This is a genomic window from Stutzerimonas sp. FeSN7 (assembly GCF_030263795.1).
GTDB classification, from domain to species: Bacteria; Pseudomonadota; Gammaproteobacteria; order Pseudomonadales; family Pseudomonadaceae; genus Stutzerimonas; species Stutzerimonas stutzeri.
On record NZ_JARPMN010000001.1, the window covers coordinates 662,019 to 682,756 of the forward strand.

General features: G+C 58.1%; 18 protein-coding genes. 11 read left to right on the top strand and 7 right to left on the bottom strand.

Translation table 11 applies throughout. The features are described 5' to 3' along the window. Positions 1 to 158 precede the first annotated feature (158 nt). From P5703_RS03005 to P5703_RS03025, 5 genes are all read left to right on the top strand, one after another. The gene (locus P5703_RS03005; protein WP_279642004.1) at positions 159 to 1,922 is read left to right on the top strand and encodes a protein-disulfide reductase DsbD; all 1,764 of its coding nucleotides are present in this window, start codon (positions 159 to 161) and stop codon (positions 1,920 to 1,922) included. 645 nt (positions 1,923 to 2,567) lie between these two features. After that, positions 2,568 to 4,349 carry a copper resistance system multicopper oxidase gene (locus P5703_RS03010; RefSeq protein ID WP_014597614.1) on the top strand — a complete coding sequence of 594 codons (1,782 nt, stop codon included), beginning with the start codon at positions 2,568 to 2,570 and terminating at the stop codon, positions 4,347 to 4,349. 12 nt (positions 4,350 to 4,361) lie between these two features. Then, a complete protein-coding gene (locus tag P5703_RS03015) occupies positions 4,362 to 4,673 on the top strand; it encodes a hypothetical protein (protein WP_003298487.1) in 312 nt (103 codons plus the stop codon). After that, positions 4,663 to 5,823 (top strand): copper resistance protein B, encoded by a 1,161-nt coding sequence (locus P5703_RS03020; protein ID WP_003292138.1) that lies wholly within the window; start codon positions 4,663 to 4,665, stop codon positions 5,821 to 5,823. The genes P5703_RS03015 and P5703_RS03020 overlap by 11 nt, the downstream gene beginning before the upstream one ends. A gap of 8 nt (positions 5,824 to 5,831) precedes the next feature. Then, positions 5,832 to 6,644: a c-type cytochrome gene (locus tag P5703_RS03025; RefSeq protein WP_014597611.1), complete on the top strand. Its 813-nt coding sequence runs from the start codon at positions 5,832 to 5,834 to the stop codon at positions 6,642 to 6,644. Positions 6,645 to 6,846: 202 nt separating this feature from the next. Here P5703_RS03025 and P5703_RS03030 read toward each other — a convergent pair whose 3' ends face one another. Continuing rightward, positions 6,847 to 7,302, bottom strand: a complete 456-nt coding sequence (locus P5703_RS03030) for a DUF305 domain-containing protein (protein WP_003292136.1) — start codon at positions 7,300 to 7,302, stop codon at positions 6,847 to 6,849. A gap of 604 nt (positions 7,303 to 7,906) precedes the next feature. Between P5703_RS03030 and P5703_RS03035 the strand changes: the two genes are divergently transcribed. From P5703_RS03035 to P5703_RS03050, 4 genes are all read left to right on the top strand, one after another. Then, a complete protein-coding gene (locus tag P5703_RS03035) occupies positions 7,907 to 8,200 on the top strand; it encodes a hypothetical protein (protein ID WP_011914423.1) in 294 nt (97 codons plus the stop codon). A gap of 195 nt (positions 8,201 to 8,395) precedes the next feature. Next, positions 8,396 to 8,731 (top strand): hypothetical protein, encoded by a 336-nt coding sequence (locus tag P5703_RS03040; protein WP_011914422.1) that lies wholly within the window; start codon positions 8,396 to 8,398, stop codon positions 8,729 to 8,731. Between the two features lie 1,010 nt (positions 8,732 to 9,741). Then, positions 9,742 to 10,071, top strand: a complete 330-nt coding sequence (locus P5703_RS03045; RefSeq protein WP_003292133.1) for a DUF2790 domain-containing protein — start codon at positions 9,742 to 9,744, stop codon at positions 10,069 to 10,071. A gap of 270 nt (positions 10,072 to 10,341) precedes the next feature. After that, the gene (locus tag P5703_RS03050; RefSeq protein WP_010466230.1) at positions 10,342 to 11,322 is read left to right on the top strand and encodes an IS5-like element IS1384 family transposase; all 981 of its coding nucleotides are present in this window, start codon (positions 10,342 to 10,344) and stop codon (positions 11,320 to 11,322) included. Positions 11,323 to 11,498: 176 nt separating this feature from the next. On the opposite strand, the gene P5703_RS03055 is transcribed toward P5703_RS03050, so the two are convergent. From P5703_RS03055 to P5703_RS03080, 6 genes are all read right to left on the bottom strand, one after another. Beyond that, positions 11,499 to 11,834 (bottom strand): DUF1622 domain-containing protein, encoded by a 336-nt coding sequence (locus tag P5703_RS03055; RefSeq protein WP_003298493.1) that lies wholly within the window; start codon positions 11,832 to 11,834, stop codon positions 11,499 to 11,501. Between the two features lie 11 nt (positions 11,835 to 11,845). Beyond that, positions 11,846 to 12,649, bottom strand: coding sequence for a multiheme c-type cytochrome (locus P5703_RS03060; protein WP_003298494.1), 804 nt, complete (start codon positions 12,647 to 12,649; stop codon positions 11,846 to 11,848). Continuing rightward, complete coding sequence (locus P5703_RS03065; protein ID WP_014597608.1) at positions 12,646 to 13,335, bottom strand: hypothetical protein; 690 nt, start codon at positions 13,333 to 13,335, stop codon at positions 12,646 to 12,648. The genes P5703_RS03060 and P5703_RS03065 overlap by 4 nt, the downstream gene beginning before the upstream one ends. Beyond that, positions 13,336 to 15,411, bottom strand: coding sequence for a 2Fe-2S iron-sulfur cluster-binding protein (locus P5703_RS03070; protein WP_285585504.1), 2,076 nt, complete (start codon positions 15,409 to 15,411; stop codon positions 13,336 to 13,338). A 131-nt stretch (positions 15,412 to 15,542) separates the two neighbouring features. Further along, positions 15,543 to 15,965, bottom strand: coding sequence for a hypothetical protein (locus P5703_RS03075; RefSeq protein ID WP_169918116.1), 423 nt, complete (start codon positions 15,963 to 15,965; stop codon positions 15,543 to 15,545). A 484-nt stretch (positions 15,966 to 16,449) separates the two neighbouring features. Next, positions 16,450 to 17,439, bottom strand: a complete 990-nt coding sequence (locus tag P5703_RS03080; protein ID WP_049341153.1) for an IS5 family transposase — start codon at positions 17,437 to 17,439, stop codon at positions 16,450 to 16,452. A gap of 377 nt (positions 17,440 to 17,816) precedes the next feature. Between P5703_RS03080 and P5703_RS03085 the strand changes: the two genes are divergently transcribed. Both P5703_RS03085 and P5703_RS03090 read left to right on the top strand, forming a co-directional pair. Next, a complete protein-coding gene (locus P5703_RS03085; RefSeq protein ID WP_279642063.1) occupies positions 17,817 to 19,103 on the top strand; it encodes a TolC family protein in 1,287 nt (428 codons plus the stop codon). Next, on the top strand, positions 19,100 to 20,737 hold the full coding sequence (locus tag P5703_RS03090) for an efflux RND transporter periplasmic adaptor subunit (protein ID WP_011914419.1): 1,638 nt from the start codon (positions 19,100 to 19,102) through the stop codon (positions 20,735 to 20,737). Before P5703_RS03085 ends, P5703_RS03090 begins: the two co-directional genes overlap by 4 nt. Position 20,738: the final 1 nt, after the last annotated feature.

The following is a 20,738-nucleotide window of genomic DNA, read 5'->3' on the forward strand; positions in this document are numbered from 1 at the left end:
GCTTTCCCAGGCGGGTGGCAGCAAAGAGAACGCGGGGGTGATCACTGGATGATCGCAGCGATCACCCCGTCCGGCTCGCTTGCTCAGGACAGTTTCCTGACTTGCGAGGCGGAATTATGTCCGGAGCCTTTCGTTAACTCTTGTTCCGCGAGATACCCATGTTCCGCCTTTTGCTGTGCCTGCTTTTACTGATCCCACTGCCGGTCAGTGCTGGGATTTTTGATCTGCCTCGCTCACAGCCGGCCCTGTTCAACGCCCCCCTGAATAACAGCCAGGACTTCCTGCCGGTGGATCTGGCCTTTGGCCTTGATCTGATAGAAGCCGACACCGACAGTATTCGCCTGCGGTTCATAAATGCCGATGGCTATTACCTCTACAAACATCGTTTCGCCTTCAACAGCGACCATCCGCAAGTAACAATCGGCACCCCGCAATGGCCTGCAGCCGAACCGAAAACCGATGAGTATTTCGGCGATGTCGAGGTGTTCTACGGCATTACGGACTTAGAACTACCGATTGATAACCCTCAGAACAGGCCGTTCACCCTGCAGGTGAGCTACCAGGGCTGCGCCGATCTGGGACTGTGCTACCCACCTGAAATGCGCACTTTTCAGATCGGTAACTCGCCCCCGGTATCGCCTGCGCAACCGGAAACGACCTTGGACTGGGGAAGTCTGGCACTGTTCTTTCTGGCCGGTTTGGGGCTGACTTTCACTCCCTGCGTGCTGCCGATGCTGCCCATCCTTTCCGGCGTAGTGCTGCGTGGACAACTCGGTGGGCTACGAGGTTTTCGCCTGTCGCTTGCCTACGTACTTCCCATGGCTGCCTGCTTCGCACTGCTCGGAGCGCTGATGGGCATGTTCGGAGCTGGCCTCAACCTGCAGGCGCGCCTGCAGTCACCGTGGCTACTGGTGCCCTTTGCGCTGTTCTTTTCGGTATTTGCCCTGGCCATGTTCGGGGTGTTCGAGTTGCGTATGCCGCGCTTTATTACCGAACGAATGGATCGCCTGGCCAGCCGAACCCGCGGGGGTTCAATGATAGGGGCCGCAACGCTAGGCGTGCTGTCAAGCCTGCTTGTATCACCCTGCGTGACAGCACCACTGGTCGGTGCGCTGCTGTACATCAGCGCCACCGGCGATGCCCTGGGCGGCGGGCTGAAGCTGTTTTCGCTGGGTCTGGGCATGGGGGCGCCGTTGGTGTTGCTCGCCACTGGTGGCGCCGCCTTGTTGCCCAAGTCCGGGACCTGGATGGTCGGCGTACGCAAGGTTTTCGGTCTGATGTTGCTGGGTGTCTCTGTATGGCTGCTGGAGCGTGTGTTACCCGCTCCCGTGACGCTGGCCTTGTGGGGCCTGTTGGCGGTTGGCACTGCGTTGTGGCTGGGCGCCCTGGAATTTATTCCTAAGCCCGGCAAGCAGAAGCTTGCCCAGTTGCTTGGTGTGGCCTTGCTGGTTTACGGCATCAGCAGTTGGGTGGGCGCTTTGCAAGGTCAAACCGACCCGCTGCGCCCACTGGGTCGCCTGGACGCCCAAGGCTTGCCTCAAATCGGCGCAACCGTCGGCTGGCAGACCCTGGACACCCCAGCAGCCCTGGATGCGGCACTGTTGTCAGCGAAAACTGCCGGCCAACCTTTGCTGCTGGACTGGTACGCCGACTGGTGCATCAGTTGTAAAGTAATCGAACGAGAAGTACTCGAAGTGTCCTCTGTGCGCGAGCAGCTGGCTGATTACCGGCTGGTGCGCTTCGATATGACGCGTAGCGATGCCGAGCAACGCGCGCTGCTTGATCGCTACCAGCTGTTTGGCCCGCCGGCACTGCAATTGTTTGCCCCCAGTGGTGATGAGTGGCAGGACCTTCGCACGGTTGGTGAAACCGACGCCGAGAGTTTTCTGGAACGACTGCGTCAAGCCGACGACCGAATGTAAAGCATGCAACCTGGTCGCTCCCGGAAGTCGACGTCAGCTGGCAGATCGCAGCCCGCCGCAGCATGTACTTGCGGCGGCTGAAAGCTAAGACGTGGGCAGATGACTTGATCGTTTTTACCGATGCTCCACTTTCAAAATCCGTGACGGCTGAAGTCAGCCATTTGTTGAACAGCCACACCGGAACTTAACAGTCAGAAAAACTAGAACCTGACAGAACTGTAATGTTTCGCTAAGGCCTGTGACAGGATGCCGCGGTTAAGTTGGCGTCGTGCCTGAAGAACAAAGCACTCCGTTCAAACGGAAACCGAATTAACGGGTATTTCGAGGGGGATCGAACAATGCCCCTGTTTTCATGCGTTGCCGAGTACTCCGACTTGGCAGGGGCGAATGTGTCAGTTGGCATATGGGGCACCTGAGTGGCGGTTTGAGAATCTGTCGCCTCCAAGCAGCATAAGCCGAGGCGCCTGTTGCAAATTGCGACGCCAAATAAGCTGAGCTTACCAACTGCTGAAGAGGCGCTGCTCGCTGGAACGAGTTCACACAACAGTGGGAAAGGTTGAAGGTGGAATCTCGATAGTGGGGCAGTCAACGAACCCGAGACCGGATTGCTCACCACCGGCTCATCTGATTAATGGACATAACGGGATGCAAAGCAAAACCACAAGGCGCACTTTCATCAAGGGGCTAGCCGCCACCAGTATTCTCGGCGGCTTAGGCATGTGGCGTATGCCGGTCTGGGCCGTGACCAGTCCCGGTCAGGCCAACGTGCTGGCCGGTACCGATTTTGATCTGTTCATCGGTGAAACCCCGGTAAATATTACTGGCGCGGCTCGTACCGCGATGACCATCAATGGCTCACTTCCGGGGCCGACCCTGCGGTGGCGGGAAGGCGATACCGTGACTCTGCGCGTTCGTAATCGTCTGCAGGAAGATACCTCGATTCACTGGCACGGCATCATCCTGCCGGCGAACATGGATGGCGTACCTGGCCTGAGTTTCCACGGCATCGCCCCCGATGGCATGTATGAGTACAAATTCAAGGTTAACCAGAACGGCACCTATTGGTACCACAGTCACTCGGGACTGCAGGAGCAGGCTGGCGTCTATGGTGCTCTGGTGATCGATGCCAAAGAGCCGGAGCCGTTCAGCTACGACCGTGACTACGTCGTGCTACTAAGTGACTGGACTGACGAAGATCCGGAACGGGTTCTGGCCAAGCTCAAAAAGCAATCGGATTACTACAACTTCCACAAACGTACTGTCGGCGACTTCGTCGATGACGTGAGCGAGATGGGGTGGTCCGCAGCGATCGCTGATCGGAAGATGTGGGCCGAGATGAAAATGAGCCCGACTGATCTTGCCGATGTCAGTGGCTATACCTACACCTACTTGATGAATGGCCAGGCGCCGGATAACAACTGGACTGGTATTTTCAAGCCGGGTGAGAAAATCCGTCTGCGCTTCATCAATGCATCGGCCATGACCTATTTCGATGTCCGCATCCCCGGTCTAAAGATGACGGTGGTGGCGGCCGATGGGCAGTACGTCAAACCTGTTAGCGTCGATGAGTTCCGTATTACTGCGGCCGAAACCTTCGATGTAATAGTCGAGCCCGATAGCGAGCAGGCCTACACCATCTTCGCGCAGTCCATGGACCGCACTGGCTATTCACGCGGCACCCTGGCCGTTCGCGAAGGGCTGAGCGCGCCTGTTCCTGAAGTTGATCCTCGCCCGTTGATCTCCATGAGCGATATGGGAATGGATCACGGCAGCATGGAGGGAATGGATCATGGCTCCATGCAGGGCGGCATGGCAGGCATGGATCATAGCAAGATGGCAGGTATGGACCACGACAGCATGGCTGGCATGGATCATTCAGCGATGGCAGGCATGGGTGGAGCGATGCAGCCCCATCCGGCCTCCGAAACCAATAACCCTCTGGTCGACATGCAGACCATGACGCCAACTCCCAAGCTGAATGACCCGGGAATCGGGCTTCGCAACAACGGTCGCCGTGTGCTGACTTACTCAGATCTGCACAGCACCTTCCTCGATCCGGATGGGCGCGAGCCGAGCCGTACCATCGAGTTGCACCTCACAGGTCACATGGAGAAATTCTCTTGGTCATTCGATGGCATTGAGTTCTCTGATGCGGAACCGTTGCGATTGAAGTATGGCGAGCGTGTTCGTATCACCTTAGTCAACGACACCATGATGACCCACCCCATCCACCTTCATGGCATGTGGAGCGATCTGGAGGATGAGAACGGCAACTTCCTAGTTCGCAAACACACCATTGATGTACCACCAGGCTCGAAGCGCAGCTATCGCGTAACCGCAGATGCGCTAGGGCGCTGGGCCTATCACTGCCACCTGCTGCTCCACATGGAAATGGGCATGTTCCGTGAAGTTCGTGTGGATGAGTAAAGGAGATATCTAATGAGCAATTCCCCGAAACGAAACCACCTGTTCTGCAGTGCCGCAATGTTGAGCCTTTTGGCTGCCCTGTATATCCCAGTGTCGCTGGCCGAAGAAAATCACAGCGATCACGGACGGCACGCCGTTGACTCTTCCAAAGCTGCAAGTGAGAAGCAGCCTCCTCAGGTGCGAGGCCAGGGCCCCGCCAATCAGCAAATGGATCACGGCTCGATGAATCACGGCTCGATGGACCATGACGGCATGGACCACCAAAAAATGACCGGTGAGCATGGCAGCGACCATGCCGAGGCAGATTCGAACCATGACCATTAAGCTTTCACGTCCATCGCTCATTGCGCTGGCGGTGTCAATGAGCGCACTGAGTAGCGGCTTTACCTTTGCCGCAGAAGAGATGGATCACTCGACTATGGACCACGGCTCCATGCCGATGGACCATAGCAAGATGAACCACGGGGCTGCTCAGGTGCAGATGGGGGGCATGGATCATAGCCAGATGCCCGAGGGCCAGAATTCGCAGGATGGGACTCCTGCTATGGACCACAGCAAGATGAATCATGAGGCCATGCAAGGCCAGATGGGCAGTATGGATCACTCCCAGATGAACCATGGCCAAAATCAGAGTAAAGCTGCGGCTATGGACCATAGCAAGATGGGCCACGGCGCCATGCAAGAGCAAATGAAAGGGATGGATCACAGCAACATGGATCACTCCCAAATGAACCATAGCTCCGCTGATACCCCGAGAACCACCAGTCGTACACCGATCCCCGTCCTCACGGATGCTGATCGCCAAGCGGCCTTCGCGCCTCTGCCTGGACACACAGTGCACGATAGCGGCATCAACAGCTTCTTTCTGCTCGATCAGCTTGAATATCAGGACGCTGATGAGGGCAGCACCCTGGCCTGGGATGCCTCAGGCTGGGTGGGAGGCGATATCAATCGGGTCTGGTTTCGTTCCGAGGGAGAGCGTACTAACGGCGTAACCGAGGATGCCGAGCTGCAGCTGTTGTATGGGCGCTCGGTCGGCCCCTGGTGGGACGTCGTTGCTGGCGTTCGCCAAGACTTCAAACCCGAGTCTCCACAGACCTGGGCTGCCTTTGGTGTGCAAGGCATGGCGCTTTACGCTTTTGAAGCCGAGGCCACAGCCTTCGTCGGCGAAAACGGCCAGACTGCGGCGCGTCTTGAGGGCGACTATGACATCTTGCTTACCAATCGGCTGATCCTCCAGCCAACTGCGGAAGCCAATTTCTACGGTAAGAATGATTCTGAAAGAGGAGTGGGCTCGGGCCTGGCGAATACCGAACTGGGTTTGCGCCTGCGCTACGAAATCGTTCGCGAGTTTGCGCCCTACATCGGGATTTCTTGGAGTCGCTCATACGGTAATACCGCAGACATGCTGCGCGACGAAGGAGAAGATGTTGAAGAGGCGCGCTTTGTCGCCGGCATTCGAATGTGGTTTTAGAGCCTGATATGAAAAAAACAATTACAACCCTGGTGGTAGCAGGCGCTGTCGGTAGTGCAGCAATATTAGCCGGAGCCTATTCCGGCTTGATCAACGTTGGTGCTGACGATCCTCATTACCCAGCCGTGCATGCGTTCCTTTCAATGGCGCGTGATCGCTCTATCGAAGCGCGGTCCAAGGACATTGAGATTCCCAATCTAGATGACGAGGCTCTCATTCGTGGCGGGGCCGGGAACTACAACGCCATGTGCGTTGGGTGCCATCTGGCGCCCGGTGTCGAACAAACAGAGCTGAGTCAGGCGCTGTATCCAGCCCCGCCTAACCTGGCCAAGATCGGCATTGACGCAGGCCCTGCATCCGCCTTCTGGGTCATTAAGCATGGAATCAAAGCAACAGGCATGCCGGCCTGGGGTAAGAGTATGGGCGACGAATATATCTGGGGCATGGTTGCCTTCATCAGCCAGTTGCCCAAGATCGACGCTACGCAATACCAAGCGCTCGTCGCTGCGAGTGGCGGTCACCAGCATGGTGGCGGTGAGAGCCAGACGCACAATCATGAAAGCTTGGATGGCAGCAATTCTGACCATCATGGCAATGCTGCCGCTGGAGGAGAGTCTGGACGTCGCGGTATAGCGGCTGCAGACCACCACGGCGGCTCAGCTCCAGAGGCCGATCACCATTCTTCGAGCAGTAACGGCGATGATCACCATGGTGGAAGTAACTCCAGCACGAAAGGCAGTAGCGCCAGCGACCATCATGGCGAGCCGGCGTCCAACGCTCACACTCATGCGGATGGCAAAGAGCACGTACATGACAGCTAAAAGCAACGGGGCACGTTTGGTGGTCAAGCAGTAGTTGAGCTTTTACCGCGACGAGCGTCTTGCTACACCGCCGTCATCGCGGGTTAGTTCGTGTGCTGGCCGCTCAGGTCAGCGAACTCAATAAGCGCAATGACCTCGTCGGGATCGCGTGACGCTTGAAGGAAAAACGGGCCGGGGCGAGAAAGTTGCTCGATACGTTTTTTCAGTTAGCCCTCTCTAGATCATTGATCAGGAACTTCATCTCAGAGATCTCTCGGCGCTGAGCCTCAATGATTTGATCTGCCAGCTTGCGAACGCGCGGGTCTGAAATCTGAGCGCGCTCACTTGTCATGATGGCTATGGAATGGTGAGGAATCATGGCCTTCATATAGTCCGTATCGTCGACAGTTGCCTGGCTACGAACAAGCCACAGGGCAATAGCAAAGGAAGCTGCTCCGCCGGCGAATATCGCTATGTTCATGGGCTTTTTCTTGTACATATTGAGCATGAAGGCGAGCATGACTATCGCCATGACAGCTCCCATTACTAACGCCATCCAAGCACGGGTCTCACTCCATAGAACATGCTCAAAAGCGTAAGTATTCAAATACATAACGCCGTACATGATGACGGTTGATGTGGCCACCATCGCAGCGAAACGCCAATAAGACATTTTCATATCAACTCCTCATGGTGATGTGCTGCCACAGTATTGCATTGACTAAAGTCTGCGTATTTTTCGATCATGCCGGGCAGTTGCGTTACTAATACTGTGAGAGCTCAGATTTGATAATCAGCCCTCGGTGTTACCTAAGAACGGACAAGCCGGGAGGCTGTGAGGTTTCGATTTTTTTAAAAAGCTTACAAAAATGTAATCTGCACCGAGTTTACTCGCTCTCGGGTTTGCGCAGCGCTGCTCCAAGTAGAAGTGACCATGCGCCAGTCTGGCTGCGTGACGCGCTTCCGTGATTTGGTGAGGAACACGGCGCGCCTGGTGACGCTGTACGACCTGTCGAACTGTGGATGTCTCCTCGATATTCGCTGTCGAATGTAGAAGAGGTAAGCCTTTAAGGGGTAAGGAGCGACATCGAGATCCTTGCGGTAACCAGTAATTGCGATTTGTGGAAGATCAGGTCGTTCAGACCTGTTTCCAGTTTCCAAAGCGCAGGAGCTGAACGTTTGTTGGCTGTCACTGAGGTTACGCCAATGTAATTTTAGGGACAGCATCCCGTAAGTATTCACCCGCCACACTCAAATCAGGCCCCAACACTGAGGAAAGCACAATGAAAAGCATGCAAAAGCTCGTTATCGCCCTTGTTCTAACCGCTACATCTCCTTTTCTCATCGCTGCAAATAAAGGCGATCAACCCATGAGACACGACCATACTGTTGGCGATGGTCATGAAGTGATGGTCAATCTGCTAAAAACCGGGCAAGTGCTAAGCGTGACCCCAATGGGTAATTCACCAGTGTCCGGAAGTGATGTAAGAACGTATGAGATTAAAATTAAAACCCCTGACGGAGTCGTCCATTCGGTCGAATTTCTCGGTGCCCCAGTAGGCGTTAAAAACGGCTGATACCACTTTAACGGACACCTCCGCGATATTAATACGATTATGGTTGTTGCAGGTATCAGCACTTACCCTGCAACAATCATCGATGCTTAGGCTTCCCTTTGCTAAGGGAACCCTAGACGTGCAGTTTATACTTGGGATGTTTGAGACAGAAAGCGAGCAATAGTTTTTTAAACGCAAATCGGGGAAGAGGGATAAATGATGAACCAAATTAGTAAAGCACTGGTGACGATTTCGCTAATTTCGGCAGCTTTCGCAGCCGTCGCCGGCACGGAACAAGAAAGTGCTATGCGGCACGATCACACTGTTGGGGATGGTCACCAAGTAATGCTGGATCTGCTGAAGCGCGGCGAGGTGGTGAGTGTGGCCCCTATGAATAAAGAGCGTTCGGATAATAAAGCTATAAATAACACACTTAAGGGAAATGTTAGGCCATATGAAATAAAAATTCGTACTCCAGACGGGCGACTTCACGCGGTAGAGTTCCGCGGAATGCCAGCCAAAATAAACAACCGCTCACATGGTAATAAATGACAAGAAAGTTATTTCTGAGTAGCTGCCACAGGGGTAAGCCGGATCATAACGTCTCCTTACACGGGAGGAGGATCCTGACAGCGTGTCATGCAACAATGGGCTGAGTCGGCCTTCTCGGCTCAGCTCAAAGCAACATGAGCGAGTGATTTAATTTTTCCACAGCACATACAATTTTTACATTCAGTTGGCGTCTACTTCACCAGTTGAGCGAATGTCTGTGGGGGACCCAGTGGTGCTGCTACGAAATCACTACAGTCGCTGTGGAAAACCACCAGTCCGCTCTGATATGCCGCCGATCGCGATCGCGTTCTCTGCCGCGAATATGAGGCCCTGACCAAAAGTGTGACGATACGCAGCGTTTTGAAGCTCCATTGCCATTCTGAATGCCGCCCCTTATGGCCGCGCCGCTATCGCCTCCTACATAGGCTATTACCAAGTTGAGTCTGTCATTGTCGAGCAGTATGTGGTCTTCCTCGTGATGTCTTCCAAAAGGCACCGATAATTGCCGCGGGTAGCTTGCAAACGCGGACGTCACGCAAAGCGATGCATGTGATCGACGAGACCCATCTTTTGGTCTGAGATCGCAGCGGTCAGTATCCCAGCTTTGAGCCGGGAAAGTCTGATGCGGCGCATATCGAGAATACGCCCCTGGTCGATGCCGATGCTGTTCTCTGCTCCGGCAGTGCCAGTTCTATGCCCCTTCATCAAGAGCCGAGGGGCGCCTGTCACCCGTCGGCCCGTCCTAGCCAGAAGCGCTGCGTGGATGGGCCTCTCAAATTTAAAACTTGAGCGCCTGCGACCCCCAGCTCAACGGCTGAATGATTTTCATATGGTGTGGCCGCTAGGTAACTGAGCCAATTAATCGGGATGGCTATGCTTGCTCGAATGCTACCGGCCCCACTTAATCCTTGGGTAATTTGATTCATAACACCAGTGTAATTACCGCGTCATATGAGTAACAGCTTGCCGCTCTTATAATTTCATCACACACGTTAAGTTAGGAGCTGGTTATGAAAGCTTTCAAGATTACGGCAGCAGTGTTTTTTATGAGCGTGAGCTCATTATCCTTGGCAGAGGGTAGCTCAGATCGCGAGTATGGCGAAATGATACGTGCGAACGAAAATACTATGCGGGAGTACGCTACTTCTGTCGGAAAGAAGCCTCCCGAAGTTGTCCATTATCGTTATGGGATGAAGTTGGACATCGCCAAGGTAATTCGTACCACGCGAACCGATATGACCTGCAACGATGTGATGCCGGCCCAAATTACCTATGAGGACTCTAAGGGTGATTTGGCGATTGTTGAGTATCGGGTCGCCGGAACGAACTGTCGGAGATAAGACACCACCTATCGACCCATCGAAGCCTGCATAAACGTAAGAGTCCGAGGCGGTAGTCGCAGCCCGAGACATGCTCCTGGTGCGGCGGTGGTCATAAGCATTTCAGCAATACAATCGTTACTAGCCTTGCCGTTTTTATGGCGAATCGGTGCGGGTACTGGCATGGGGCCGTCTGGGGAAACTGCCCAGCTGAGCGATGTGCTTAGGGAAACTCTGAAAAAGACTTTCTGATTTGGCAAAATACCGCGACCCCACCCACCGAGTTTCCCGATGAAGCAGATGACCTTCGCCGACGCCGAGTACGCTGGCAAGCGCAAGCAAACCCGCAAGGAGTTGTTCCTGATCGAGATGGATCGGGTGGTGCCGTGGAAGGGCTTGATTGCTTTGATCGAGCCACATTATCCGAAGGGTGAAGGTGGCCGTCCGGCCTACCCGTTGATGGCGATGCTGCGTGTGCATCTGCTGCAGAACTGGTTCGGCTACAGCGATCCAGCGATGGAGGAAGCGCTGTACGAAACCACGATCCTGCGCCAGTTTGCCGGGCTGAACCTGGAGCGCATCCCCGACGAAACCACCATTCTCAACTTCCGCCGCTTGCTGGAGAAACACGAGCTGGCGGCCGGCATCCTCGCTGTCATCAATGGCTATCTGGGCGACCGCGGCCTGTCGCTGCGCCAGGGCACCATCGTCGATGCAACGCTGATCAATGCGCCCAGTTCGACCAAGAACAAGGACGGCAAGCGCGACCCGGAAATGCACCAGACCAAGAAGGGAAACCAGTATTATTTCGGCATGAAGGCCCACATCGGCGCCGATGACGAATCGGGTCTGGTGCACAGCGTAGTGGGCACGGCGGCCAATGTGGCGGATGTCACCCAGGTGGACAAATTGCTGCATGGCGACGAAAACGTGGTCTGCGCCGATGCAGGCTACACCGGTGTCGAAAAGCGGCCCGAGCATGAAGGACGTGAAGTTATCTGGCAGGTGGCGGCACGCCGCAGCACCTACAAAAAACTCGATAAGCGCAGCGTGCTGTACAAAGCCAAGCGCAAGATTGAAAAGGCCAAGGCTCAGGTGCGCGCCAAGGTCGAGCATCCGTTCCGGGTAATCAAGCGCCAGTTCGGTTACACCAAGGTGCGCTTTCGCGGCTTGGCCAAAAACACGGCGCAACTGGTGACACTGTTCGCTCTGTCGAACCTGTGGATGGCGCGCCGACATTTACTGACGAATGCAGGAGAGGTGCGCCTGTAATGCGGGAAATGGCCACCGGAGTGGGGTCCGGGTGGCGAAAACGTAAGAAATACTCGTCGAATTGATTGTTTTTTGGTCATTTGGCGAGTTTAAAAGTTGCGCCAGGTGGTATGCCGGGGAAATACATGGCTACTTCAGACCATCCTTAGTAGTACATACATAGCCGCGAGGGGTGCCTACGACTCGCGGCTTTTATTTTCCATATGGAGCGTGTAGCTGAGAAATGTTCGGACAAGTACTATCAAACCAAGTACTGCAACGTTTCGTAGCGAGGGCTCAATTACAACCGTTCGTATGACATCGGCAGCAACGAGGAATTCTAGTCCTAGCACAATCGCGCCGCCAATATCTTGCCGTAATGACCGGGAGCGATCCGTCAATGCGGCCCCTTTGTAATTGAAAAAAAAGCGATAGAGCGCTATGAAACTTCCGAAAGTTATAGCGAGCACCCCTGCAATCTCGAACCCGATCACCGCGATCTCAATCGCTGCATGAGGTGCCTCAAGGTTCATAGAAACACCCGTCAATGGTGGTCATAGATGCCTATTCCCCGAATATCGTTCCATGAGGTGGTCTGGTGGCAGAGATAGCACTGCTCAGGTTCCGCATTCCTGACACCCGCTATCGGCTTGGACATCATTCCGAAGTGCTCCTTGTAGTGGCTGAGCGGCGCGAGGTGGCACTGGCCGCACTCGGTGGAACTCGGCGGTGGATGCCGGTACTCGGCAATCGACCATGTGGTCGTGCCGTGGCATGTCGCGCAGTCGTTTCCGAAGACCTGGACGTGCGGGTCGGTGGTCTTGTGGCAGCTCGCACAGTCCAGCAGCGTCTCCTTGTAAGTCATGCCGTTGGCAAGCGAGAGGTTGCCCGGCAGCGCCTCGGGCCGGTGTGCCTTGAGGTGCGCGAGCAGCACCGCCCCCTCATGACCCTCCGGGGCCCGATCGAGCCATCGCACGATGATGTCGGTCAAAGCCGCATGGTCCATACCACGCAGGCTGCGGCCGGCGTCGTGTTCCTTGTGGCAGGCCACGCAGTTGTTCGAGCCGGCGATGTCGGCATGGAATGCCGTCGGTTGTCGCTGGACCAGGACGGTCTCGTTTGCATGGCAGGCCACGCAAGTCGCGTCCTCCACGCCCTTCACCGGCGTGTGGCACGCCGCACAGTCCTCTTTGAGAAACGCATGTGCGCTGGACAGGGGGCCCGGAGAGGCCATGTTCTGCCACGTCGCGGCGCGCTGCATTTGCGGAAGGTATGTCCACAGTGCGACTGCCGACACCGGCGCCAGGACCGCGAGCAGCGCGGCGAGGATCTTTCCCTTTCGACTCATCTGAACCACCGCAACCCGAAGTAGATGCCAGCCCAGATATGCAACGCCAGCAGAAGATAGAAGATGATCGAGAACGCGATGTGTGCCGACAGCCAGGCGTTGAACAGCCTGCGCACCCGCTCCTGGAACTGGATCGAGTACTGCAGATCGGCGGCGGCGGATGCCAGTGGCAGCAGTTCGGCGCTGGCCTTGGGCGTACCGGCAACGCCCGCTGTTGGTCCTTGCGCGTAGGCCCAGTACTGCCCATCCAGAAGGCGCCACAGCCCGTCGATCTGCGCCTTCTTCTCGCGGATGTTCTCCGCGACGTAGCGCAGGTAATGCTGGCCGATGAACCCAGTGAGCACGCTCAGCAGCATCGATGCCGTCAGCGCGACGCCGAGCGCACTCTGGAACTTGTGCCCGCTATGGAGGATGGCCAACAGCGCGCCTACCAAGCCGAAATAGACGTGCGCCTGCAGCAATGCGCCGAAGCCATGCTTCCTGGTGAATGCGCGGCGCAGCGTAGCGCTGCGCTTGATTACGGTGTAGGTGAGCGGGACGAGCATGAACGCCGCGCCTACGACGCCGAACACGCCACCCAGGAGGCTTCCGGCGAAGAAGGAAGAGCGGTGCACCAGGAAACCCAGCCACAGGACCACCAGCATCAAGAAGATGATCGTCGCGATGATGCGATCCTGGTTGCGCATCTACGCATCCACCGAGATATCGGCCGACGCTTTCGCCTGGCAGGCCAGGATCACGCCCGAGGAACGATCGAGTGGCGTCAGACCGTCGTCCACGTCCATGGTGACCTCGCCCGACAGCAGCTTGATCTTGCAGAGGCCGCAGTAACCCTGCCGGCAGGCATATTCGATCGGAACGCCGACCTCTTCGGCGGCCTCGAGAACGGTCTGGCCGGCCGCCAGCGGCGCCTTTTTTCCGGACCGCTCGAAGCTGCAGGTGACGGCCGTCGCCGTGTCGCCCGCCGACACCTCCAGGCCGGGAGGCACTGTCCTGGAGGGGCTCAGGAACAGCTCGGAATGAACCGACGCCAGGTCGATGCCCAGCTTGCCCAGTTCGTTGCGGACCGCGTCCATCATCACCGACGGACCGCACAAGTGGATGCGGCGCGAACGGATCTGCGGAATCTGCCCCAGCAGTTCGGCGGTGATGAACCCACGCGGGCCGGTCCATGCCGCCGATGACTCGTCGCTCAGCACGATGGACACATGCAGGTTCGGATGCCGGCGGGCGAGTTGGTTCAGCTCGTCGCGGAAGATCACGCTTTCCAGGTCCTTGCAGGCGTAGACCAGGTCGATCCGGCCGTTCCAGCTCTGGTCGGTCAGGTAGCGGATGGAACTCATCAGCGGCGTGATGCCGACGCCGCCGCCCAGGAACACGACACTGTCGGACTCGACGCCGCGGAAGGTGAAGCGGCCGTAGGGGCCGGACGCATCGAGGAGATCGCCTTCCTTCACCTGCTCGTGCAGGTAACCCGAGACGATGCCGCCGCTTTCGTGCTTGACCGTCAGGTCGCACCAGCCGTGGCAGCATGGCGATGAAGCGATCGAATACGAGCGCTTGACCTGGTTCCCGCCTGAATGCACCGAAAGCGTGAGGAACTGGCCGGGCTCGAACTCGAACGGCAGCGCACCCACGCCCTCCACTGGCGCCAGCCGAAACGTCTTGACCTTGGGCGTCTCCTGGAAGACGCGTGCGACCCGCAACTTGCCCACCCAGCCGCCCATGGTGGACACGGGTGCGCGTGCCTGCGGCTCGCCCTCGGCCGGCACGCCCGGAGACACGGACGCCGCGGGGACCGGCGCCACACCGGAACGAGGCGCAGCGGCGGGGGCCGGAGGCACCGGTGCCCCGGTGCGCAACGTGGCGAGGACCGCATTCGTGCGTCGGGTTCGCGCCACGTACATCCAGGCGGCCAGCAGCGCAAAGGCCAGCAGCAACGCCATCGTGAAGTAGTGGAAGCCCGACAGGCCGAAGACGCCGTGCGCCGGGGCCGTGGTCAGGGGATCGGTCAGGTTCATCTCGCGCCGGAACCACGCCAGCGCGATCCCCCGCGGCGCCTGTCCTTCGGCCAGTGCGCGGTAGGCCGACAAGCCGCTGTCGAATTCGCCCCAGGCCACGCGCATGCGGTCGGATGCTTCCTGCAGGCCGCCGTAGTCGTTGCGCTGGACCGCGTGCGACGCCTCCGACGACAGGGACGCCAATAGCTGGATCCCTTCGTGCATCCGGTGGTGGGCGAGCTGCTCAACGCTCGCGCGCCGCTCCGGCGGTAGATCCGGTAGCGCCATCAGCTGCGGATACAGCAGCTTGTTGAGGCGCCGATCCCGACCGCACTCGTCTCCGCGGCAGCCGCGCATCATGTCGTCCATCATGCCGCCCATGGAACCGGCCATCATGCCGCCCATGGAACCGGCCATCGATGCACCACTCGAAGCCGGCATGCTGGCAGTCGCGTCCGGGTGATGCGCGGCGTGATCGTCATCGCCCGCCGATGCGTCAGCCGGCGGTGTGGCGCTCATCGGCATGCCGTTCATCGAGCTGCTGCTTTGCGCCGGCATGCCATCGGCTGGCGCCGGCTGCGGTACCGCCATGCTTCCGGCCTTGTCCGGATGATGCGCGGCGTGATCGTCATCGCCCATCGGCGCGCCAGCCGGCGGCGTGGTGCCCATCGGCACACCACCCATCGAGCCGCCGCCCTGGGCAGATGCCGTGCCGGCAGCGACCAGCTGCGCAGCCGTGGTGTAGCCGACCTTGCCTTGCAAATAAGCTGCGTGTAGATCAGCAGCCGACTGAGCGCCAGCAGTTCCGGGAGCTAGCAGCATCGCCAGCGTGGCTGCAGCGGCGACTCGCTTCCACCGTACGAAGTCTTCCGTTAGCACCGCGCCGGCCTCCGCTACATGTGGCCCATCTTCTTCTTAGCCATACCGCCACCCATGCTCGAATCCATCTTCTGCATGGTGGCGTCAACCCTCTGCATCTGCATCTCGCAGTGCTTCATGTCCTCATTCATCTGCTGCATGTGCTGCATCGTGGCAGACATGTCCATGCCCTGATGCGCAGAGGCGTCGCCAGTCTTCATCGCCATGGCCTGTTGATGCATCTGCATGCTGCCTTCCTGCATCTGTCGGCCCATGGCCTCCATGGCTTGCCCCTTTTGGCGCATCATGGCTGCCATCTCCTCCATGTGCGTGGCCATGGCATCGGGCGTTGCAAGCGTATTCTGAGGAGCAGAGGACTTCGGATCGGTAGCGTGCGCCGATGGCGTGCTGGTGGGCTGCTGTCCAATTGGGCTAGGCATGGCGTTCTTGTTGTGCATGTCGTCATCAGCGAGCGTCGTCCCAGCGAGGAGTATTCCCACGAAGCAAATTGGAGCGAGGGGTGTGCGTCGGTGCGGTCTCATGACAACCTCCTAATGGTTGTTTTTCTGACTTTGGCTGTGGGCGTAGGAAAAACTACCTTACAGATCAGGCTATTACTAATAGCCTACGGAAAAGAAGCTGTCGTAAACCTTACTTGTGCATTACATTTTCACGTTTGTTGGTGAAATAGTTGCATTGATTTTGAAGAGGAGGTAGCAGGTTATTTGTGGTTTGCGGCGGCGGAGATAGCAGGTGTTTTGCGAGTAGTACGCTGAAAATATGTTAGGGAAACGCTGATCAAAGCCACCCGTCCGGGATTTTTCGTCCATGAGGCAGCAACTCCGAAATTCGCATCGTCATGACATCGAATTTCGGCTCTTTTTCAGCCCCGAATCATCAACCCGAGGCCCTTTCGGGGTTCATCACCCCGATTTCTCGCCCTCAGGACGCACCTGTCCTGTAGGGCGCGCACAGACTTCTCTGCGACAGCACCAGATTCGCCATCGCGAACAGCACATGCAACTGCGCCGTGTTCTTCGCCAGACCCTTGTAGCGGCACTTGCGATGCCGGAACAGGTTCTTCACCACATGGAACGCGTGCTCGACCTTCGAGCGGATGCTCGCCTTGGCGTGCTCCGCCTGCTCGATGAGTTGGCGTCTCGGGTCCGTCTTGTCCAGCTTCTTGTAGGTTGAGCGGCGACGTGCAATGACAAACTCAGCCTCGCACTCCTTCAGTTCGGGACGCTTGTCTGCGCCTTGGTAGCCGGCGTCGGCATGCACGTGCTTCTCCTCACCATGCAGCAGCTTGTGCGTCTGGCTCACGTCGGAGGCGTTCGCCGCCGTGGCGGCAAGCGAATGAACGATGCCGGTGTGCGCATCCGTACCGATATGCGCTTTCATGCCGAAATACCACTGCTTGCCCTTCTTCGTCTGGTGCATGTCGGGGTCGCGCTCGCCCTCCTTGTTCTTCGTCGAGGGGGGCGCAGCGATCAAGGTGGCGTCGACGATCGTGCCTTCGCGCAGGATCAGCCCTTGCTGACCGAGCTGTTCGCGAATCAGCGCGAAGATGCGCACCGGCATCTCGTGACGTTCAAGCAGACGGCGAAACTTCAGCAGCGTGGTGGCATCGGGCGCCTGACGCTCGATCAGGTCGATGCCCACGAAGCGACGCACCGCGATGCTGTCGACGATGGCATCTTCAATTCCTTCGTCCGACAGGCCCAGGCAGTTCTGGCACAGATACATGCGCAGCATCGTTTCCAGACCGACCGGCGGACGACCGCGCTCACCGCGGTAGTAGTGCGGCTCGATCAATGCCGCCAGCTGCGACCACGGCACCAGACGATCCAGGTCGGTCAGAAACTTCTCCCGCCGCGTCGGCTTGCGACGCGCCGAGTACTCGAGATCGGCGAAGCTGGCTTGCTGTTTCATCTGGATGGTTGCGCCTATCGGGATGACCGGGGCATTCTACGGGGACGGGGTTAAATCAGCGTTTCCTTAGTTTAGGTAACTGACATAAATGTAAAGTTTAGGTTATATAAACGACAGGTCTGATCTGCAATAAAGCCAAACAATATTTACGAACTATTCGAGGCTCGCTCATAAACGGGTCCAAGCTTTCCCTTGTGCCGAAATTTGCGTGCTTCGGAGTTAAACATGATGAATGACTTGATCAAATATCGCGCCTGGTCGGCACACCCGTTTCCGCTCTCCGCTCATGACTGGCGTGGTGCGCAAGCCGAAGTCCTCGAATATTCTAGTTGTCGTTGCTGCAATCAACGGGACCGGCACTGCAGTAAGGAGATTCTATGAACTGGATCGTTCAGCCGCTGCCCGTCCGCAGTTGGGGGCTGCTAGCACCCGTCATCCTAGGCCTTGCTCTGAGCAGCGGCGCGCAGGCTTCGCCAGGGTCAGCCGAGCTTGGCGCCACGTTGCCTCCGCTGCTAGACCTGCTTGAACGGCAGAGCCCAGAGCTCCGGGCTGTCGGGCATGAGAGGCAGGCCGCCTGGGAGCGTCCCGATGTAGCCGGTGCGCTCCCGGACCCGATGCTCACTTTTGAGGAAATGGGCATCGCCCGCGACGACCCGAGCCTATCGCCCAGCGGCGTTGGCAGCACACGTTACGCGTTCCGTCAGACTTTTCCTATTGGCGGCAAGCGGGGGCTTGCTCGCGAGATCGCAGAGGCGGGCGCCGAGCAGGCAGCGGCCCGCGAGCGCCTGAGCCGAGTCGAGCTCAGGAGTCTCGTCAAGCTTGCCTTCAACGAATACCAGTATGCCCACGCAGCCATCCAGGTCACCGAGGAGCTGCGGGCGCTGGTGGATGAGCTTGAGAGTATTGCCCAAGCTCGCTACAGAGTGGGGCTTGCGCCGCAACAGGACGTGATCAAGGCTCAGACCGAGCACACCAGTCTGCAGAGCGAGCTGCTGACGCTGGAACGCGACCGACGCGGCGCGGCGGCGCGGTTGAACGGCATCTTGGCGCGCCCTGCGAACTCGCCGCTGGCGGAGCCCGCCGGTTGGCCTGCTCTGCCTGCATCAGTGCCGACCTTGGCTGAGCTGCAGGCTCGTATCTTCGGTGGCAATCCTCAACTGGCTGAGCTCAATGCACGAATTCAAGAGGCCCAGCGTGCTGAGGCGCTTGCCAGCCGAAACTGGATTCCGGATATCACCGTCGGCACTGCCGTCGTCCAGATGGGTAACCGGGCCGAAGAGTTCGAGTTGATGCTGGAGATGAATATCCCGCTGTGGGGCAAACGCCGCAGCGCAGAGCAGCGCGAGGCCGTTTCCTTGCGCTACGCCGCCGAGGCTCGTCGCGAGGCGGTCAACAGCCGTCTCGCGGGCAGCGTAGGTGAAGCGTGGTCGGCGTTGGAGACAGCCTTTCGACAGCACGAACTGATTGACAGAACGCTCCTGCCGCAGGCGGAGCTCACCTATCAATCGGCGCTCGCCAGCTATCAGACCGGCAACGTCGATTTCGCGACCTTGCTTGATGCCCAGCGACAGATTCGCCAGCTGAGGCTGTCGCTGCTCTCGCTGGCGCTGGAGCAACGAGTCCAAGTGGTGGAATTGGAACGTCTTGTCGGAGCAGAACTATGAATCGCAGCATGATTTTCGGCGCAGGTGCGCTCGCCCTTGCGACGGCAATCGCCGGCTTCGGTGGTGGCTACATGGTGGCGCAAAGGACAGGCTCCTCGGAGGTAGCTGGAAGCACCGCCCCACAAGAGCGCAAGGTTCTGTACTACCGCAACCCCATGGGGCTGCCCGACACGTCGCCAGTGCCCAAGAAGGATCCGATGGGGATGGACTACATCCCGGTCTACGCCGACAAGGGGCCTGCTGCCGCGCAGGGCGAGCGCAAGATCCTGTACTACCGCAATCCCATGGGACTGCCGGACACCTCCCCGGTGCCGAAGAAGGACTCCATGGGTATGGAGTACATCCCCGTTTATGAGGGTGATGAATCGGGAAACACCGTTGTAATCAGCCCTGAGAAGGTGCAGTTGCTGGGTGTACTGTCTTCGCCAGTTGAGCGCCGCGTGCTCACCCGTACAGTGCGTGCAGTCGGTACGGTGCAGGTCGACGAGCGCGGCCAATACACCTTGGCGCCCAAGTTTGAGGGTTGGATCGAAAAGCTCTACGTCAACACGACCGGTGAGCCGGTTCGCAAAGGCCAGCCACTTATGGAGGTCTACAGCCCCGAGCTGGTGTCGGCGCAGCAGGAGTTCCTGATCGCCAATGCCGGGCAGCAAAGTCTTGCCGGCGGCAGCGCGGCCGCGCAAAAGGGGCTCGCCTCCCTCTCCTATTCTGCCCTTGAGCGGCTACGCAATTGGGATATCGGGGAAGCACAGCTTGAACGGTTGCGTCGTACTGGCAAGGTAACTCGCACTTTGACGATCGCCGCGCCCGTGGATGGCGTGGTATTGGATAAGCCATCGGTTGAAGGTATGCGCTTTCAGCCAGGGGATGCCCTCTACCGAATCGCGGATCTCGATACCGTCTGGCTTATCGCTGAGGTTTTCGAGCAGGATCTGGCGTTAGTTCAGCTTGGGCAGAAGGCGCAGCTTACGGTAAGCGCCTATCCCGACCGGCGCTTTAGGGGCGAGGTAACCTTCGTTTATCCCGATCTGTCGCCGGAGACTCGCACCGCCAGGGTTCGCATCGAGCTAACCAATCCCGACGGCCTGCTTAAGCCGGCTATGTTCGGCACCGCTCAGCTCGCAGCAGGTGAGCAGGCGCCGGTGCTCGCAGTGCCTGACTCGGCGGTAATCGACAGCGGTACTCGCCGGATTGCGCTGGTTGCCCTGGGCGAAGGTCGCTTTGAGCCGCGCGAACTGCGCACAGGCAGGCGTGCCGACGGCTACATTGAGGTGTTGGAAGGGCTGGGGGAGGGCGAGTCAGTAGTCACGCGCGCCAACTTCCTGATAGACGCCGAGAGCAACCTAAAGGCAGCGCTAAGCGGCATGAGTGGGAAGTCGGCTTCGACTGCAGAAGCGGATCCCCATGCCCATGGAGCCGCCGTCGGGCCTGACGGTCCCGCCGCGCCAGGCAATGCCGATGCACTTCATCGTCATGCTGGACACGACGATCACAGTGATAGCGGCAGTTACGAGAGCAACGAGCTTCATAAGCCGGCGGGTGAGGTGGATGCGGGCCACGGTAGCGACGCTGAGTCTGGGAGTCACCCAGATCATGTGATGCCGGACGGCGGCCATTCCCATGGAGGGCATTAAG